General features: G+C 60.0%; 14 protein-coding genes. 10 read left to right on the top strand and 4 right to left on the bottom strand.

What is annotated here, in order from left to right; translation table 11 throughout:
• The first annotated feature begins 1 nt into the window (after nucleotide 1).
• The 5 genes from L9B60_RS13280 (at nucleotide 2) to ggt (ending at nucleotide 4,913) form a co-directional block, all read left to right on the top strand.
• Nucleotides 2–523, top strand: a complete 522-nt coding sequence (locus L9B60_RS13280; protein WP_249679264.1) for a twin-arginine translocation pathway signal protein — start codon at nucleotides 2–4, stop codon at nucleotides 521–523.
• A 36-nt stretch (nucleotides 524–559) separates the two neighbouring features.
• Entirely contained in the window at nucleotides 560–2,152 is a 1,593-nt protein-coding gene (locus L9B60_RS13275) for a GMC family oxidoreductase (RefSeq protein WP_249679263.1), read from the top strand.
• Nucleotides 2,153–2,361: 209 nt separating this feature from the next.
• Entirely contained in the window at nucleotides 2,362–2,841 is a 480-nt protein-coding gene (gene coaD, locus L9B60_RS13270; protein ID WP_249679262.1) for a pantetheine-phosphate adenylyltransferase, read from the top strand.
• Nucleotides 2,842–2,946: 105 nt separating this feature from the next.
• The gene (locus L9B60_RS13265) at nucleotides 2,947–3,198 is read left to right on the top strand and encodes a YfhL family 4Fe-4S dicluster ferredoxin (RefSeq protein WP_010466792.1); all 252 of its coding nucleotides are present in this window, start codon (nucleotides 2,947–2,949) and stop codon (nucleotides 3,196–3,198) included.
• Between the two features lie 32 nt (nucleotides 3,199–3,230).
• Nucleotides 3,231–4,913, top strand: a complete 1,683-nt coding sequence (ggt, locus tag L9B60_RS13260; protein ID WP_249679261.1) for a gamma-glutamyltransferase — start codon at nucleotides 3,231–3,233, stop codon at nucleotides 4,911–4,913.
• Here the strand turns inward: ggt and L9B60_RS13255 are convergent, their stop codons facing one another.
• The 3 genes from L9B60_RS13255 to L9B60_RS13245 form a co-directional block, all read right to left on the bottom strand.
• A complete protein-coding gene (locus L9B60_RS13255) occupies nucleotides 4,914–5,255 on the bottom strand; it encodes a multidrug transporter (RefSeq protein WP_249679260.1) in 342 nt (113 codons plus the stop codon).
• Nucleotides 5,256–5,333: 78 nt separating this feature from the next.
• Entirely contained in the window at nucleotides 5,334–6,146 is an 813-nt protein-coding gene (gene mutM / locus L9B60_RS13250) for a bifunctional DNA-formamidopyrimidine glycosylase/DNA-(apurinic or apyrimidinic site) lyase (protein ID WP_249679259.1), read from the bottom strand.
• Between the two features lie 29 nt (nucleotides 6,147–6,175).
• On the bottom strand, nucleotides 6,176–7,042 hold the full coding sequence (locus L9B60_RS13245; protein WP_249679258.1) for an HDOD domain-containing protein: 867 nt from the start codon (nucleotides 7,040–7,042) through the stop codon (nucleotides 6,176–6,178).
• 216 nt (nucleotides 7,043–7,258) lie between these two features.
• On the opposite strand from L9B60_RS13245, the gene L9B60_RS13240 reads away from it, so the two are divergent.
• The 4 genes from L9B60_RS13240 (at nucleotide 7,259) to L9B60_RS13225 (ending at nucleotide 11,708) form a co-directional block, all read left to right on the top strand.
• The gene (locus L9B60_RS13240) at nucleotides 7,259–8,455 is read left to right on the top strand and encodes a class I SAM-dependent rRNA methyltransferase (protein WP_249679257.1); all 1,197 of its coding nucleotides are present in this window, start codon (nucleotides 7,259–7,261) and stop codon (nucleotides 8,453–8,455) included.
• A 135-nt stretch (nucleotides 8,456–8,590) separates the two neighbouring features.
• Complete coding sequence (locus L9B60_RS13235; RefSeq protein WP_249679256.1) at nucleotides 8,591–8,809, top strand: hypothetical protein; 219 nt, start codon at nucleotides 8,591–8,593, stop codon at nucleotides 8,807–8,809.
• Nucleotides 8,810–9,643: 834 nt separating this feature from the next.
• Nucleotides 9,644–10,492: a hypothetical protein gene (locus L9B60_RS13230; protein ID WP_249679255.1), complete on the top strand. Its 849-nt coding sequence runs from the start codon at nucleotides 9,644–9,646 to the stop codon at nucleotides 10,490–10,492.
• Entirely contained in the window at nucleotides 10,485–11,708 is a 1,224-nt protein-coding gene (locus L9B60_RS13225; RefSeq protein ID WP_249679254.1) for an MFS transporter, read from the top strand. The genes L9B60_RS13230 and L9B60_RS13225 overlap by 8 nt, the downstream gene beginning before the upstream one ends.
• On the opposite strand, the gene mgtE is transcribed toward L9B60_RS13225, so the two are convergent.
• Nucleotides 11,705–12,760 carry a magnesium transporter gene (gene mgtE / locus L9B60_RS13220; RefSeq protein WP_249679253.1) on the bottom strand — a complete coding sequence of 352 codons (1,056 nt, stop codon included), beginning with the start codon at nucleotides 12,758–12,760 and terminating at the stop codon, nucleotides 11,705–11,707. The two genes, L9B60_RS13225 and mgtE, sit on opposite strands and share 4 nt — an antisense overlap.
• Nucleotides 12,761–13,242: 482 nt before the next feature.
• On the opposite strand from mgtE, the gene ilvD reads away from it, so the two are divergent.
• Nucleotides 13,243–15,084 carry a dihydroxy-acid dehydratase gene (gene ilvD / locus L9B60_RS13215; RefSeq protein WP_249679252.1) on the top strand — a complete coding sequence of 614 codons (1,842 nt, stop codon included), beginning with the start codon at nucleotides 13,243–13,245 and terminating at the stop codon, nucleotides 15,082–15,084.
• The last annotated feature ends 59 nt before the right edge of the window (nucleotides 15,085–15,143 follow it).

Genomic DNA, 15,143 nt, shown 5'->3' with positions numbered 1-15,143 from the left:
CATGACCGCACGTTTTGCTCTAAATCGCCGCGAGGTGTTGAAAGTGGGCCTGTGCGCGGGCGCATTCCTGGCCACCGCTGGCGTCGGTGCCAGCCTAAGCGGTTGCTCCAGTAGTGCCCCGGCCGATGGCTTCAAGGCCCTGCGGGCAAGCGACCTGCCCTTTTTACAGGCACTGGTTCCGGTGATGCTGGCGCCTGCCGGCAACGCCCAGGCCGTCCAAGCGACCTTGGCCAGCCTGGACGACGCACTCAATCACCTGTCTGCGCAAATGCTCAAGCTGACCCGGCAACTCTTCGATGTACTGGCGATGCCCGTGACGCGCGGCCCACTGACCGGGGTCTGGGGCCACTGGGAAAACGCCAGCAGTGAACAGATCACGCAATTCTTGCAGCGTTGGCAGAATAGCTCGCTGAGCCTACTGCGCATGGGCCACAGCTCATTGCTGCAAATGGTGATGATGGCCTGGTATGGCCGCGCCGAATCCTGGGCCCAGTGCGGCTACCCCGGGCCGCCGAAGGTTTGACCGCCCCTGTTTTACCAAAACAATAAGAGCGCCCCTATGCCCGTACCTGATGTGTTCCGCGAAGGCCAAGCCCGCGGCTGGAAAACCCATGATGGTTCCACCCTGGACCAGGACCTGACCCTGGAAGCCGACATCGTGATCGTCGGCACCGGCGCTGGCGGCGGTACCAGCGCAGAGATCCTCAGCGCTGCCGGCTATAAGGTATTGCTGGTGGAAGAAGGTCCGCTCAAGACCAGCAGCGACTTTCGCATGCTGGAGCCCGAAGCCTATGCCAGCCTCTATCAGGAAGGGATCGGCCGCCAGAGCAAGGACGGCGCCATCACTATCCTGCAGGGCCGCGCAGTGGGCGGCACCACGCTGGTCAACTGGACTTCAAGTTTCCGCACCCCGCCACAGACGCTCGAACACTGGGCCCGGGAGCATGCGGTCAGCGGTCACAGCGTCGAAGAGATGGCGCCCTGGTTCGAGAAAATGGAGCAACGCCTGGGCGTGGCACCCTGGATCATGCCCCCCAATGCCAACAACGATGTTATCCGCAAGGGCTGCGAAGCCTTGGGCTACAGCTGGAAAGTCATCCCACGCAACGTGCGCGGCTGCTGGAACCTGGGCTACTGCGGCCTGGGCTGCCCCACCAATGCCAAGCAGTCGATGCTGGTGACGACCCTTCCCGCCACCCTGGACAAAGGTGGCGAACTGCTTTACCTGACCCGCGCCGAACGCCTATTGATCGACGGCGACAAGGTCACCGGCCTGCAGTGCAGTGCCATGGATGCACGATGCGTGGCGCCTACCGGGCGCACCGTCACCATCAAGGCGCGGCATTACCTGCTGGCCGGTGGCGGGATCAACACACCCGCGCTGTTATTGCGTTCCAAGGCACCCGACCCCCATGAGCGAGTGGGTAAACGCACCTTCCTGCACCTGGTCAATTTCTCCGCAGGGCAGTTTGCCGAGGTGATCAACCCATTTTACGGTGCACCGCAGTCGATTTATTCCGATCACTTCCAGTGGTTGGACGGCACCACCGGGCACATGTCCTACAAACTTGAAGTGCCACCGCTGCAACCGGCCCTTGCCTCCACCCTGCTCGGTGGCTTTGGCCCGCAGAGCGCCCTGCGCATGGAGCAATTGCCCCATACCCACGCCATGCTGGCGTTGCTGCGCGACGGCTTCCACCCCGAAAGCATTGGCGGCACAGTGGAACTAAGGGGTGACGGTTCACCCGTGCTGGATTACCAGGTTTCACCCTATGCCTGGGACGGCGTGCGCAGGGCCTTTCATACCATGGCCGAAATCCAGTTCGCCGCCGGTGCCCGCGCAGTGATGCCCTTGCATGCCGACGCCGGCTTCGCCAGCAATCTTGCGCAAGCACGCAGCATGATCGACGGCCTGAGCCTTGAGCTGTACCGCACCCGCCTGGGCAGCGCCCACGTGATGGGCGGTTGCGCCATGGGCGAAGACCCGCGCCGGGCGGTCACCGACAGCCTGGGCCGGCACCACCAGTTGCAGAACCTGTCGATCCATGACGGCTCGCTGTTCCCCACCAGCATTGGCGCCAATCCGCAGCTGTCGGTGTATGGCCTGAGTGCGCAGTTGGCGACTCTGTTGGCGCAGCGGTTGGGCGCTTAGCCGTCTACCCTCAAATGATGGGGAAATATTCACCCCCCTCATGCCAGCGTATTTTTAACCTGCGTCAGCCCGTCGCACCCCCGTATACCGGGGCTTTGCGGCAAAAAAACGCTAGCAGTCACCGCCAGGCACCGAATACCGCGACTTGGCCGACCGGGAATGCTGCGATACCATCCCAATCCCCAACGGACTCCCGCCAGGACGACGCGATGAACCGAGTGTTGTACCCAGGTACCTTCGACCCTATTACCAAGGGCCATGGCGATCTGGTCGAACGCGCCTCGCGCCTGTTTGACCACGTGATCATTGCCGTGGCTGCCAGCCCCAAGAAAAACCCGCTGTTCCCCATGGAACAACGGGTCGAACTGGCGCGCGAAGTGACCAAGCACCTGCCCAACGTCGAGGTGGTCGGCTTCTCTACCCTGCTGGCGCATTTTGCCAAGGAACAGAATGCCAACGTGTTCTTGCGCGGGCTGCGCGCCGTCTCCGACTTCGAATACGAGTTCCAACTGGCCAACATGAACCGCCAACTGGCACCCGACGTGGAAAGCCTGTTCCTCACGCCGTCGGAGCGTTACTCGTTCATTTCCTCGACTTTGGTCCGGGAAATCGCGGCTTTGGGGGGCGACATCACCAAGTTCGTCCACCCCGCCGTGGCCGAGGCCTTGACCCTGCGCTTCAAGAAGTAACGGGTACCGGCTGGAAGCGCCCGCGTGCACTGCGGGCGCTTATGCGGCACAATTGCACGCATTAGTTATGATTTGCCCGGGCCGCTGGCCCCGGCCGGAGTCCCCATGTCCCTGATCATCACCGACGATTGCATCAACTGCGACGTCTGCGAACCCGAGTGCCCGAACGCCGCTATCTCCCAGGGCGAAGAGATCTACGTGATCGACCCTAACCTGTGCACCCAGTGCGTCGGCCACTATGACGAACCCCAGTGCCAGCAAGTGTGTCCGGTCGACTGCATTCCGCTGGACGAAGCCCATCCGGAAACCGAAGAACAGTTGATGGCCAAATACCGGATCATCACCGGCAAGGCCTGAGGTTCAACCAGGCTCACGGAGGGGCGCGCACCATGGCAAATCACTCGAAACTGCTGGTGGGCGCCCTGCTCTGCCTGTTTGCAGGCGTCTCACACGCCCAGGCACCGGGCGAGGCAGCCATCGCCAGCCCACACCCGCAGGCGACCGCCGCCGGTCGGGAAATCCTGCAGCAAGGCGGTAACGCGTTTGACGCTGCCATCGCAGTCAGCGCCGCCCTGGCGGTTGTCGAGCCCTACGGTTCGGGTTTGGGCGGCGGCGGCTTCTATCTGCTTCGCCAGGCAGGGGAACCGGTGCGTTATCAGTTTCTCGACGCCCGTGAACGTGCCCCCCAAAAAGCGCGCGCCGACCTGTACCTGAAGGACGGCAAGCTCCAGCCGGGCCTGTCGATCAATGGCCCGCTGGCCGCTGCCATTCCCGGTGTGCCCGCCGCCCTGGTCGAATTGGCCGAGCACTACGGCAAGCTCCCGCTGAAGAACTCCCTGGCACCGGCGATTCGCCTGGCCAACCAGGGGTTCGCCGTGGACCGCGTCTATCGCGAACGCGCCATCGCCCGCCTGGCAGCCTTGCGCGACGACCCGGAAAGCGCCCGGCTGTTTCTGCATGATGGCGAAGTACCGGCCGAAGGCGCCGTGCTGCGCCAGCCGGAACTGGCGGCCACCCTTACCCAACTGGGCAACCAGGGCCGCGCCGGGTTTTATACCGGCCCGGTGGCCAAGGCGCTGGTCAAGGGCGTCCAGGCAGCCGGCGGGATCTGGAGTTTGCAAGACCTGGCCGATTACAAGGTTGCCACCCGCGCGCCCCTGCGGTTTGCCCTGGTCAACCAACGCGAACTGATCAGCGCGCCGCCGCCCTCTGCCGGCGGCGTGGCCCTGGCCCAAAGCCTGGGGATGCTCCAGCAACTGCCCTGGCGTGAGGCCGACCCGGTGCAGCGCGTTCACTATGTGATCGAATCACTGCGGCGCGCCTACCGCGATCGTGGCCTGCTGGGCGACCCGGACTACGTGAGCAACCCGGTGGCCCAACTGCTGGCCCCCGACTACCTGAAAAGCCTGGTGACCAGCTTCGACCCGCGCCAGGCGACGCCAAGCGCCGGCCTACCGCCAGCGCCGCCGTGGCGCGAAGGCAACCACACCACTCACTTTGCCATCCTTGACGAGCAGGGCAACGCGGTAGCCGCGACCTTGTCGGTCAACCTGCCGTTCGGATCAGCCTTCAGCGCCCCCGGCACCGGCGTGGTACTGAACAACGAAATGGACGACTTCGCCGCCGATCCCAACGGCAGCAACAGCTACGGCTTGGCCGCCAGCCCCGCCAACGCCGTGGCGGGCGGCAAACGCCCGCTGTCGAGCATGAGCCCCAGCTTCATCGAAAGCCCCACCCAGTTTGCCGCCTTTGGTACCCCCGGCGGCAGCCGTATCCCCAGCATGGTATTGCTGTCGATGCTCCAATACCTGGATGGCAAACCGGTCAGCACCTGGCCCGCAGTACCGCGCTACCACCACCAGTACCTGCCGGATGTCGTGGAGTACGAACCCGGCGCCTTTACCCAGAAACAGATCGACGACCTGCGCCTGCGCGGCTACCCGCTGAAACAGACCAGCCGCCCGTATGGGAATCAGCAGGTACTGTTCTGGCACAAGGACACGGCGAAAGTGGAAGCGGCGAGCGACCCCCGGGGGTTGGGGGTTTCTGAGGTGTTCAGGACGGCACAGTAATCACTCGCGCTTGTTATACCCATCACCCGTACACCCCAGACAGCGAACGAACGCCGATTTGCCCGGGTCAACCACCAGTGCCTTGCCCGCCGCGCCAATGCCGCCGCCAGCCGCCGAGAAAGGCAGCGTAACCACGAACACCACCGCGCCGATGGCCGTTGCGGCGATCAACAGGGGGCGGGCAACCAGCAGGTCGCCGATCATCGCGAAAGCAGGCGGCGACTGGATATCGTAGGTCGGGTCGCCGCTGGAGTTGCTGGTGGTCGCCTGCGCCGCTGCCGGCAGGGCCTGCAGGCCAAGGCTCAGGGTGACGAGGATCGACAGAATGCGAAAACAGTTCATGGCACAGTCCCTTTAGCAGAACGCTTGCGTTATCCCATCACTATAACAGCGTGCCGGGGGTTGTCAGCGCGGCACATGTTACTTCTGGCATCGCGGGCAATACACGCTGGCGCGCTGGTCCAGGCGTACTTCGCGCAAGGTGCTGCCACACAGCTTGCACAGCTCGCCGCCACGCCCGTACACGAACAACTCCTGCTGAAAATAGCCAGGCTGGCCATCGCCACCAATGAAGTCGCGCAGGGTGGTGCCGCCACGCTCGATCGCATAGGTGAGGATGCGTTTGATCTCCACCGCCAGCTTCAGGTAGCGCGCCCGGGAAATACCCCCGGCCTCGCGGCGTGGGTCGATGCCGGCAGCGAACAGCGCTTCGGTCGCATAGATGTTGCCCACGCCCACCACCACGGCGTTATCCATGATGAACGGCTTGACCGCCATGCTGCGCCCACGCGACAACTGAAACAGACGCTCGCCATCAAACAGCTCGGTCAACGGTTCCGGCCCCAGGCGGATCAACAGTTCGTGGTTGAGCGGGTCCAGGCTCCACAGCATCGCGCCAAAGCGCCGGGGGTCGGTGTAGCGCAGGGCCAGGCCGGATTCTAGCTCGATATCCACGTGCTCATGCTTGAGCGCGGGCATGCCCACCTCGACCAGGCGCAAATTGCCCGACATGCCCAAGTGGCTGATCAACGTGCCCACCTCGGCATTGATCAGCAGATACTTGGCCCGTCGCTCCACGCCCACGATCCGCTGGCCGGACAGGCGCACGTCCAGGTCTTCCGGGATCGGCCAGCGCAATCGCCGGTCGCGCACGATCACCCGGCTGACGCGCTGGCCCTCCAGGTGAGGGGCAATACCGCGACGCGTGGTTTCGACTTCTGGCAACTCAGGCATGGACGACTCTGATCAGGGAAACGACTGGCTTAGTGTGCGCGCAATTCACGAATGGACTCTTTCAAGTTCTCGAAATCGTAGTCCGACAGCCCCACGTAATCGAGCACCAGGTGGCTGATGCTGTTCCACTCGTGGTCTTCGGCCTGGTTGCCCAGCACTCGGTAAGACGAGCAAATATGTTCGGCCATCTTGAGGATTGCCAGCAGGTTCTTCAACTGCGCGTTTCGCGTGGAATCATCGCTGAAGATCGCCAGGGCATTGTGGTGGTTGGCAATGGCATTGCTCAAGTGCTCCGGCAGGCGCCAGGACTTGGCGGTGTAATACCCCACCACCGCGTGGTTGGTGTTGAACGCACGATTTTCGGTGTCGACCACGCGTCGGTCGGGCCCGGCATTGGCATAGGCCTCCTCCAGTACCGACATGTAGTTGGGGAACCGCTTGAGCATCAGCGGTATCCCACAATCGTGGAACAGGCCCAGGGCATAGGCCTCGTCCACCGCCTGGGAGCCGATGCGCTTGGCCAGGGTCAGGCAGGTCATCGCCACGTCCTGGGCGGTGTCCCAGAAACGGTTGAGGGTAACGATGGTTTCATCGCTCATCTCACCCTTGATCGACTGCGCATTGATCAGGTTGATGATCGAACGGCTGCCCAGCAGATTGACCGCGCGCTGGATCGAGGCAATCTTGTTGGTCAGCCCGTAATACGGCGAATTGACAATTTTGAGCAACGCGCCCGACAAGCCGGGGTCTTGCGCTATCAGCCGGGCGATCGCACCCAGGTCCGGGTCGGGCATGTACTGCTCCATCTGCAAATCCACCATGATTTGCGGTTGAGGCGGTACGCTGATGCCTTGCAGGGCCTGCTGGATCTGTTCTTCTGAAAGCTCTTGGGACATTCGTGCACACTCTGGGATCAGGCGGCGATTTTAACCCTTCGGACAGCAATTCTCACAACTGCCGGGGAATGATCTCACATGAAATTCTGTAACATCTTCTTTGTAAGAGCGGATTTATCCGTGAAAAGATCCCCGCCCATCGTCCCCCGCTTACTCAGCAAACCAGCGAGCGCACGGTTCGCGCTATAATCTCGCTCTTTTTTCCGGAGCGACTTCATGTCACTGCCCAGCCTTCGCCTCAAAGCCAATGCCGACCGCCGCTTGCGCGCCGGTCACCTGTGGGTCTACAGCAACGAGATCGACGTAGCCGCCACGCCTCTGCATGGTTTCAAGGCCGGCGACCAGGCCGTGCTTGAAGCCGCCGGTGGCAAGCCGCTGGGCATCGTCGCCATGAGCCCCAACAACCTGATCTGCGCCCGCCTGCTGTCGCGCGACGTTAAGGTGCCGCTGGACAAGTCCCTGCTGGTGCACCGCATCAACGTGGCGCTGTCCCTGCGCGAGCGCCTGTTCGACAAGCCGTACTACCGCTTGGTATTTGGCGATTCGGACCTGTTGCCAGGCCTGGTGGTCGACCGTTTCGGCGACATCCTTGTCGTGCAACTGGCCTCGGCCACCATGGAACAGCACAAGGAAGACGTGATGGCGGCCTTGATCCAGGTGATCAAGCCCAGCGGCATCCTGTTCAAGAACGACTCGGCGGCCCGTGATGCCGAAGGCCTGGAGCGCTACGTCGAAACCGCTTTCGGCCTGGTACCGGAGTGGGTGGCGCTGGAAGAGAACGGTGTGAAATTCGAAGCGCCGGTCATGGAAGGCCAGAAAACCGGCTGGTTCTACGACCACCGCATGAACCGCGCGCGCCTGGCCCCGTACGTCAAGGGCAAACGCGTACTCGACCTGTTCAGCTACATCGGCGGCTGGGGCGTGCAGGCCGGTGCCTTCGGCGCCAGCGAAGTATTCTGCGTCGACGCCTCAAGCTTTGCCCTGGACGGTGTCGAACGCAACGCCGCGCTGAACGGTTTTGCCGAGAAAGTCACCTGCATCGAAGGCGACGTGTTCGAAGCCCTGAAAGAGCTGAAAGCCAGCGAAGAGCGCTTCGACGTGATCGTCGCCGACCCGCCCGCCTTCATCAAGCGCAAGAAAGACCTGAAAAACGGCGAAGGCGCCTACCGCCGCCTGAACGAACAGGCCATGCGCCTGCTCAGCAAAGACGGCATTCTGGTCAGCGCCTCGTGCTCCATGCACCTGCCCGAAGACGACCTGCAAAACATCCTGCTCACCAGCGCCCGCCACCTGGACCGCAACATCCAACTGCTGGAACGCGGCGGCCAAGGCCCGGACCACCCGGTGCACCCAGCCATCGTCGAAACGCGTTACATCAAGAGCATTACTTGCCGGTTGTTGCCTAACAGCTAAGGCGCTAAAAGCCCGCACCCAGCCTGGGGTGCGGGTGTTTCGGAGATGTCTGACACATGCGCCAGACGTGCCCGAATATCCCCCACCACTCTCGCCGCCTATAATTACTGCTGATCCATTCAAGCAGGAAGCATCATGGCAAATCTCACCCTTGAGCTCAGCGACGACATCGATAACTGCCTATCGCAAATCGCTATTCGCAACAGCATCACCAAAGCAGAGGCAATAAAACGCGCGTTTGCTCTGCTCGCGATAGCCGATAACCAAAAACAAAGGGCCGGCTGTTCATTAGGGATCATCAGGGAGCGAGACGATCATACCCTCGAGATCATTGGGCGGGTGACAGGCCTTTGAACTCCCCCATACCCAACTCTGATATAAATCTTTCCAATTTTTTTGAAAACGGTAGCGCGGTTAATTTAAAAGAGAACGATCGGTTGAGGTTTGCTAGACAAATTCTCGTTTCTCTCTTTCTACTGTGCGCGGGAATTTTCACCGCCTATGGCCTAAACCCGGAAAGCAAAGGAGCAAATGTTCGAGTTGCTAAAAATAGGTGCGTTGCCACTTATCACCCTCGTCATTTCATTTTATTTTCCTAAAAATACCTAATACCGTTATTCAGCACCGCCCCTCAGACGCCAGCCCCATTTCCCACACCATGGTGTTTGTGATTGGCGGGGTGGCCAGCGCGGCCGTCAGCTTAAATCAGTGGCCCGCTGGCGGTGGCTGGGTCCATATTCAACCAGTTGAGCAAGAACGGCAGACTCAGGCCGATCAGTTGCCGATTCGCCGCATATCACCCCCCGAAAAGGCTCGCCCTCATCGCTGAGCTCTCTACGTGCAAATAAATTCGCCCTCTGACTGATATAAAATCTCTTAGGTGCCAGCAACCTCATGATGAAAGCGCTCTAAAACGGGCCCCCTCATGAGGGTAAAACTTCCTACAAAATTTTGGGAATTTTCGGCACTCCGCAGGGATTGACCTCTGTTCCTACAAGCGTAATCTGCACATGCCGACATAATTCGGCACTCAAAAAAACAAAAAAGATAAACCTATGAAAAACATCAGTCTTGAATCAAAAAAAATCGCCAACCTTCACTGCTTGGCTAAAACCAAGTAACTCAAGATAAATAGGTGAGCGGGGAGTGCCGGCTACCCGCTCTCCTCATACCAGAAAAGGTATGAGTATGATTTTCAATACCAAAGTTTTTTTCATCGCAAGACCACCATCACTTATAGTCTGGAATTGTGAAACCCATCAGCAATTCGAGTTATCCATAGCTTACCAGCATCGGCTAAGCGAGTTGATCTCCACGCCTGAGTCTTTCGATCAAACATGTTCAATCGATAAAGACTTCCTAGATGCTGGAGTTATTAAATACCCCAACGACTCCGAGATAGAATGGGGCTGGGATCGTTTATCGGAGATTTTTCATAGCGGAACTAAATGCATTCCCTTGGAGAGCCAACCCAACGACCTAGCCGACTCGACAAAGCAGTACTCAGCTCACTGCAAAGAAACCCTATCAAAACCGCCCCCTATTGAATCATTCAAAAAATCCTCCAGCAACCACATTACTTTACCTCCACCAAATCGCGCTATTTCAGCAGGCTTGGTTCACGTTCTCAAAACGCGTAAAACATGCAGAAACTATGATAGCTCACCTGTTCATGCAATGTTCCAAGATCACCTTGAAGATGAAGCAAAGCATGCACTATTTTTTGCTGACTTATTTAAGACGATTTGGCATCAAAGCACGCCTCAGCAGAAACATTTTTTTGCCAAAATATTGCCATCAATTTTGAAAATATTTTCTTCCGGCGATTCATACTGGCTTATCAAAGCATTAATCGAAGCAGGAATATCGCTTGACGCTGCAGAGACAATAAATGACCTACTAAACAATGAAACATCAACCAATAAGAGGGTGTCATCCGGGGCATCAATGACATTTTCCGTATTAAGGAAAGTAAATTTTTTCTCCGAACCTACTTACGCCAGTCTTTTTTTACAGGCGGGCCTTCCGTATGAATAAAGTGGAGCCGCACACTCACGCTCACAAAAACAAATCGATACTAGCTTTACTCATCGGCATGGTCCTACTAGGCGTCTTTCCTTTAGATGTCATCCTCCCCTCCTTCCCTGCCCTCTCAGCTCACTTCGACACACCCTCAGCCGACATCGCCCTGTCGATCAGCATCTTCGCCATCGGGGTCGCCATTTCGCAGTTCTTCTTGGGCCCTCTGTCAGATCGATTGGGGCGTAAACGGCTGCTTATCCTAGGCCTGGCCCTTTCGATCCTCGGTGCCATCGGCTGCGCCAACGCCAGTAGTTTCTCGGCATTCATTATTTTCCGCGCCCTCCAAGCCATAGGCTGTGGCTGTTTCGTACTGCTGAATGCCTTGGTGCAGGATATTTTCACGAGCCATGAGCGCGACCGCGTCAGGATATTAATGACCAGTGCCAGCGGTTTTTTCATTTCAACCTCACCGCTGGCCGGGGCGTTGTTGCAGGCCACCCTGGGTTGGACCGCCAGTTTTTATCTGTTTGCACTGCTTGCCGGTGCAATATTGGTGCAGTCAGCAACGACGCTCCCTGGCGACAAACACCACACAGTAAGCCGCACAGGCATGTTCAAGGCTTATGGGGCCATTGTGTTAAGCAGCCCATTTATGGGCTTTTCACTGATCGCTGCTATCGCTTTTACCTGTCACTTTTCTTTTATCGCGCTTTCGCCGATCATTTTTCTCGATTACTTCCAGCTCTCGCAACTCGAGTTTGGCCTGGCGCTATTGAGCTACGGCGCGGCCTACGTGCTAGGCGGGGTGATTGCCAATCGGCTGCAGAAAACCACCCTGCCTCAGCAACAGTTGACGATCGGATTGGTACTGATTGGCAGCGCAGGCTTGGCGCTATTGATCTTGGACGTGCTGACAGAGCGAGGTGTGGCGACCGTCTTACTGCCCATGATGATCTGCACCGCCGGCACCACCATTGCGCGCCCGGTGGCAACGTCCCGGGCGATGGAGCTGTTTCCCGACTGCGCGGGGACTGCGGCCTCCATGTCCAACACCATGGTGTTTGTGATTGGCGGGGTGGCCAGCGCGGCCGTCAGCTTTGTTGTCGCAAGCTTCGAAACCGCACTGGGTACCGGATTCATCACGTTGAGCCTCGTTGGCCTCCTAGTGCTGCAGCGGCTTTACCGCCCTGTAGGTGTGGCTTTATCCGCGAACCAGCAACCACCGCATTAAAGCCCCAACACCACCGAAGCAATCCCGAAATACACCAACACCCCCGCCGCATCGGCGATCGAGGTAATCAGCGGCCCGCTGGCCGTTGCCGGGTCCATGTTCAGGCGGTTGAGCAGAAACGGCAGGCTCATGCCGATCAGGCTCCCCACCAGCACGATCACCAGCATGCTACTGGCCACCACCAGCGACACATCCCAGCCGCCGCGCATCGCGCCCAGCAGTGCAACGGCCACGGCCATGGTTGCGCCCAGCGCCAGGGCCACCGAGCATTCGCGCCAGAGCAGGCGCAGCCAGTCGCGCATCACCACCTCGCCGGTCGCCAGGGCTCGGACCATCAAGGTTGCCGACTGCGCCCCGGCGTTGCCGCCGCTGTCCACCAGCAGGGGCAGGAAAAACACCAGGACAATGTTGGCGGCGATCACGTCTTCAAACGCCGCGATACCGGCACCGGAAAACAGGTTGCCGAACACCAGCAACACCAGCCAGAGCACGCGCTTGCGGTACAGCAGGCCCACCGTGGCGGTGCTTAGGTTGCCCAGGTGCTTGCCGATCAAGGCACCTTTGTGGAAGTCCTCGGTGGCCTCCTCGACCACCACGTCCATGGCGTCGTCGCACGTCACGATACCCACCAGGGCCCCGTGCTCATTAATGATAGGCAGGGCCAACAGGTCGTGTTGGCTGATCAGCCGGGCGACCTCTTCCTGGGGGGTGTCGACCCGTGCGCTGATCACCGGTTTGATCATCAAGTGCGACACCAGCACGGTGGGCGTCGCCAGGGTCAATTCGCGCAGCGACAACGTGCCCAGCAGGTGCCGGCGCTCATCAAGCACGTAGGTCTGATAAATGGTCTCGGCGTCCGCCGCTTCCCGGCGCAAGGCGTCGATGGCCTGCGTGGCGGTCATGCCCGCCTCCACCGTGGAATATTCGCTGCTCATGACCGCGCCGGCACTGCCCTGTGGATAACTATTCAGGGTGCGCAGGTCTTCGCGTTGCAGGTGGGCGAGGTAACGGGCGTTTTCGGTGGTTGCGTCTACGAAGTCTAAAGTGTTCATTTACGTGCTCCAGACACCGGCGCAGGTGGCCTGGAGCGATCGGACCCTGCCGATATCAGCTCACAGGCAAACCCACCGCCGATGCGGTCGATGCCAGATTGTCTGTTCGTGTCGAACTGAAACTGGGGAGGTCCATTTAGGGAGGTATCTCGTCATACCGCACATGCGGCGCAGGGATAATAACCATGAAAGTGGCCGCGCATAGCCGCTTAAGAAGCCTGAAAAGAAAATTCAGAAAGGTCCTACAGAAACGCCTTCAGTCTCCCCTGATCGGTCACAGCGTTCCTTCCTGGCGCCAGCGGTGTAGAATCGGCCTATTCATCGCCAATCATCCCCCGGCGGGTTTATGAGCTCAGGTCGAGCGCGCGGCGATCCCGTGGCGTCACCGACCTCATCCGTGCATTCGGCCACCTGCCGAGCGCACCAAGGACACGAGAAGCTCACTCCCACTTTGTTACCTGATTAGCCGCCCGGAGTGCTCCATGCCTGATTACCGTTCGAAAACGTCCACCCATGGCCGCAACATGGCCGGCGCACGTGCCCTGTGGCGCGCCACGGGGATGAAAGATGCCGACTTCAAAAAGCCGATCATCGCCATTGCCAACTCGTTCACCCAGTTCGTACCGGGCCACGTGCACCTTAAAGACCTGGGGCAACTGGTCGCCCGCGAGATCGAACGCGCCGGTGGCGTGGCTAAAGAGTTCAACACCATTGCCGTCGACGACGGCATCGCCATGGGCCACGACGGCATGCTGTACTCGCTGCCGAGCCGCGAGATCATCGCCGACTCCGTGGAGTACATGGTCAACGCCCACTGCGCCGACGCCATCGTGTGCATTTCCAACTGCGACAAGATCACCCCCGGCATGCTGATGGCCGCCTTGCGCCTGAACATCCCGGTGATCTTCGTGTCCGGCGGCCCGATGGAAGCCGGCAAGACCAAACTGGCCAGCCACGGCCTGGACCTGGTCGACGCCATGGTGATCGCCGCCGATTCCAGCGCTTCTGACGAGAAAGTCGCTGAATACGAGCGCAGCGCCTGCCCAACGTGCGGTTCATGCTCGGGCATGTTCACCGCCAACTCCATGAACTGCCTGGTAGAAGCCCTGGGCCTGGCATTGCCGGGCAACGGTTCCACCCTGGCTACCCACAGCGACCGCGAACAGCTGTTCCTGCAGGCCGGCCGTACCATCGTCGACCTGTGCCAGCGCTACTACGGCGACAACGACGACTCCGTGCTGCCGCGTAACATCGCCAACTTCAAGGCGTTCGAGAACGCCATGACCCTGGACATCGCCATGGGCGGGTCCACCAACACCATCCTGCACTTGCTGGCCGCCGCCCAGGAGGCCGAGATCGATTTCGACCTGCGCGACATCGACCGCCTGTCCCGTCACGTGCCGCAACTGTGCAAGGTTGCGCCGAATATCCAGAAGTACCACATGGAAGACGTGCACCGCGCCGGCGGCATCTTCAGCATCCTCGGCTCCCTGGCCCGTGGCGGCTTGTTGCACACAGAGCTGCCTACCGTGCACAGCAAAAGCATGGCCGAAGGCATCGCCAAGTGGGACATCACCCAGACCGACGACGAAGCGGTGCACCACTTCTTCAAGGCCGGCCCCGCAGGCATCCCGACGCAAACCGCTTTCAGCCAGTCGACGCGCTGGGAAACACTGGACGATGACCGTGAAAACGGCTGCATCCGCAGTGTCGAACACGCTTACTCGCAAGAAGGCGGCCTGGCCGTGCTGTACGGCAACATCGCCCTGGACGGCTGCGTGGTGAAAACCGCCGGCGTCGACGAATCGATCCATGTGTTCGAAGGCAACGCCAAAATCTTCGAAAGCCAGGACAGCGCGGTACGCGGCATCCTCGCCGACGAAGTGAAGGCCGGCGACATCGTGATCATCCGCTACGAAGGCCCGAAAGGCGGCCCGGGCATGCAAGAGATGCTCTACCCCACCTCGTACCTGAAGTCCAAGGGCCTGGGCAAGGCCTGCGCCCTGCTCACCGACGGTCGTTTCTCGGGCGGCACCTCGGGCCTGTCCATCGGCCACGCTTCGCCGGAAGCTGCCGCAGGCGGCGCGATCGGCCTGGTGCAAGATGGCGACAAAGTGCTGATCGACATTCCGAACCGTTCGATCAACCTGTTGGTCAGCGACGAAGAACTGGCGGCACGTCGCGCCGAGCAAGACAAGAAAGGCTGGAAGCCAGTTGAAGTGCGGCCACGTAAGGTGACCACCGCCCTGAAGGCCTATGCCCTGCTGGCCACCAGTGCCGACAAGGGTGCAGTGCGTAACAAGGCGATGCTGGACGGGATCTGATCCCAGCGCCTGTTTCGCGGATAGATTCGCTCCTGTAGCGGATTTATCCGCGAAACGAT

This window comes from Pseudomonas abieticivorans (assembly GCF_023509015.1).
In the GTDB taxonomy this organism is placed as follows: domain Bacteria; phylum Pseudomonadota; class Gammaproteobacteria; order Pseudomonadales; family Pseudomonadaceae; genus Aquipseudomonas; species Aquipseudomonas abieticivorans.
This window is presented reverse-complemented; position numbering and strand designations above follow the sequence as displayed.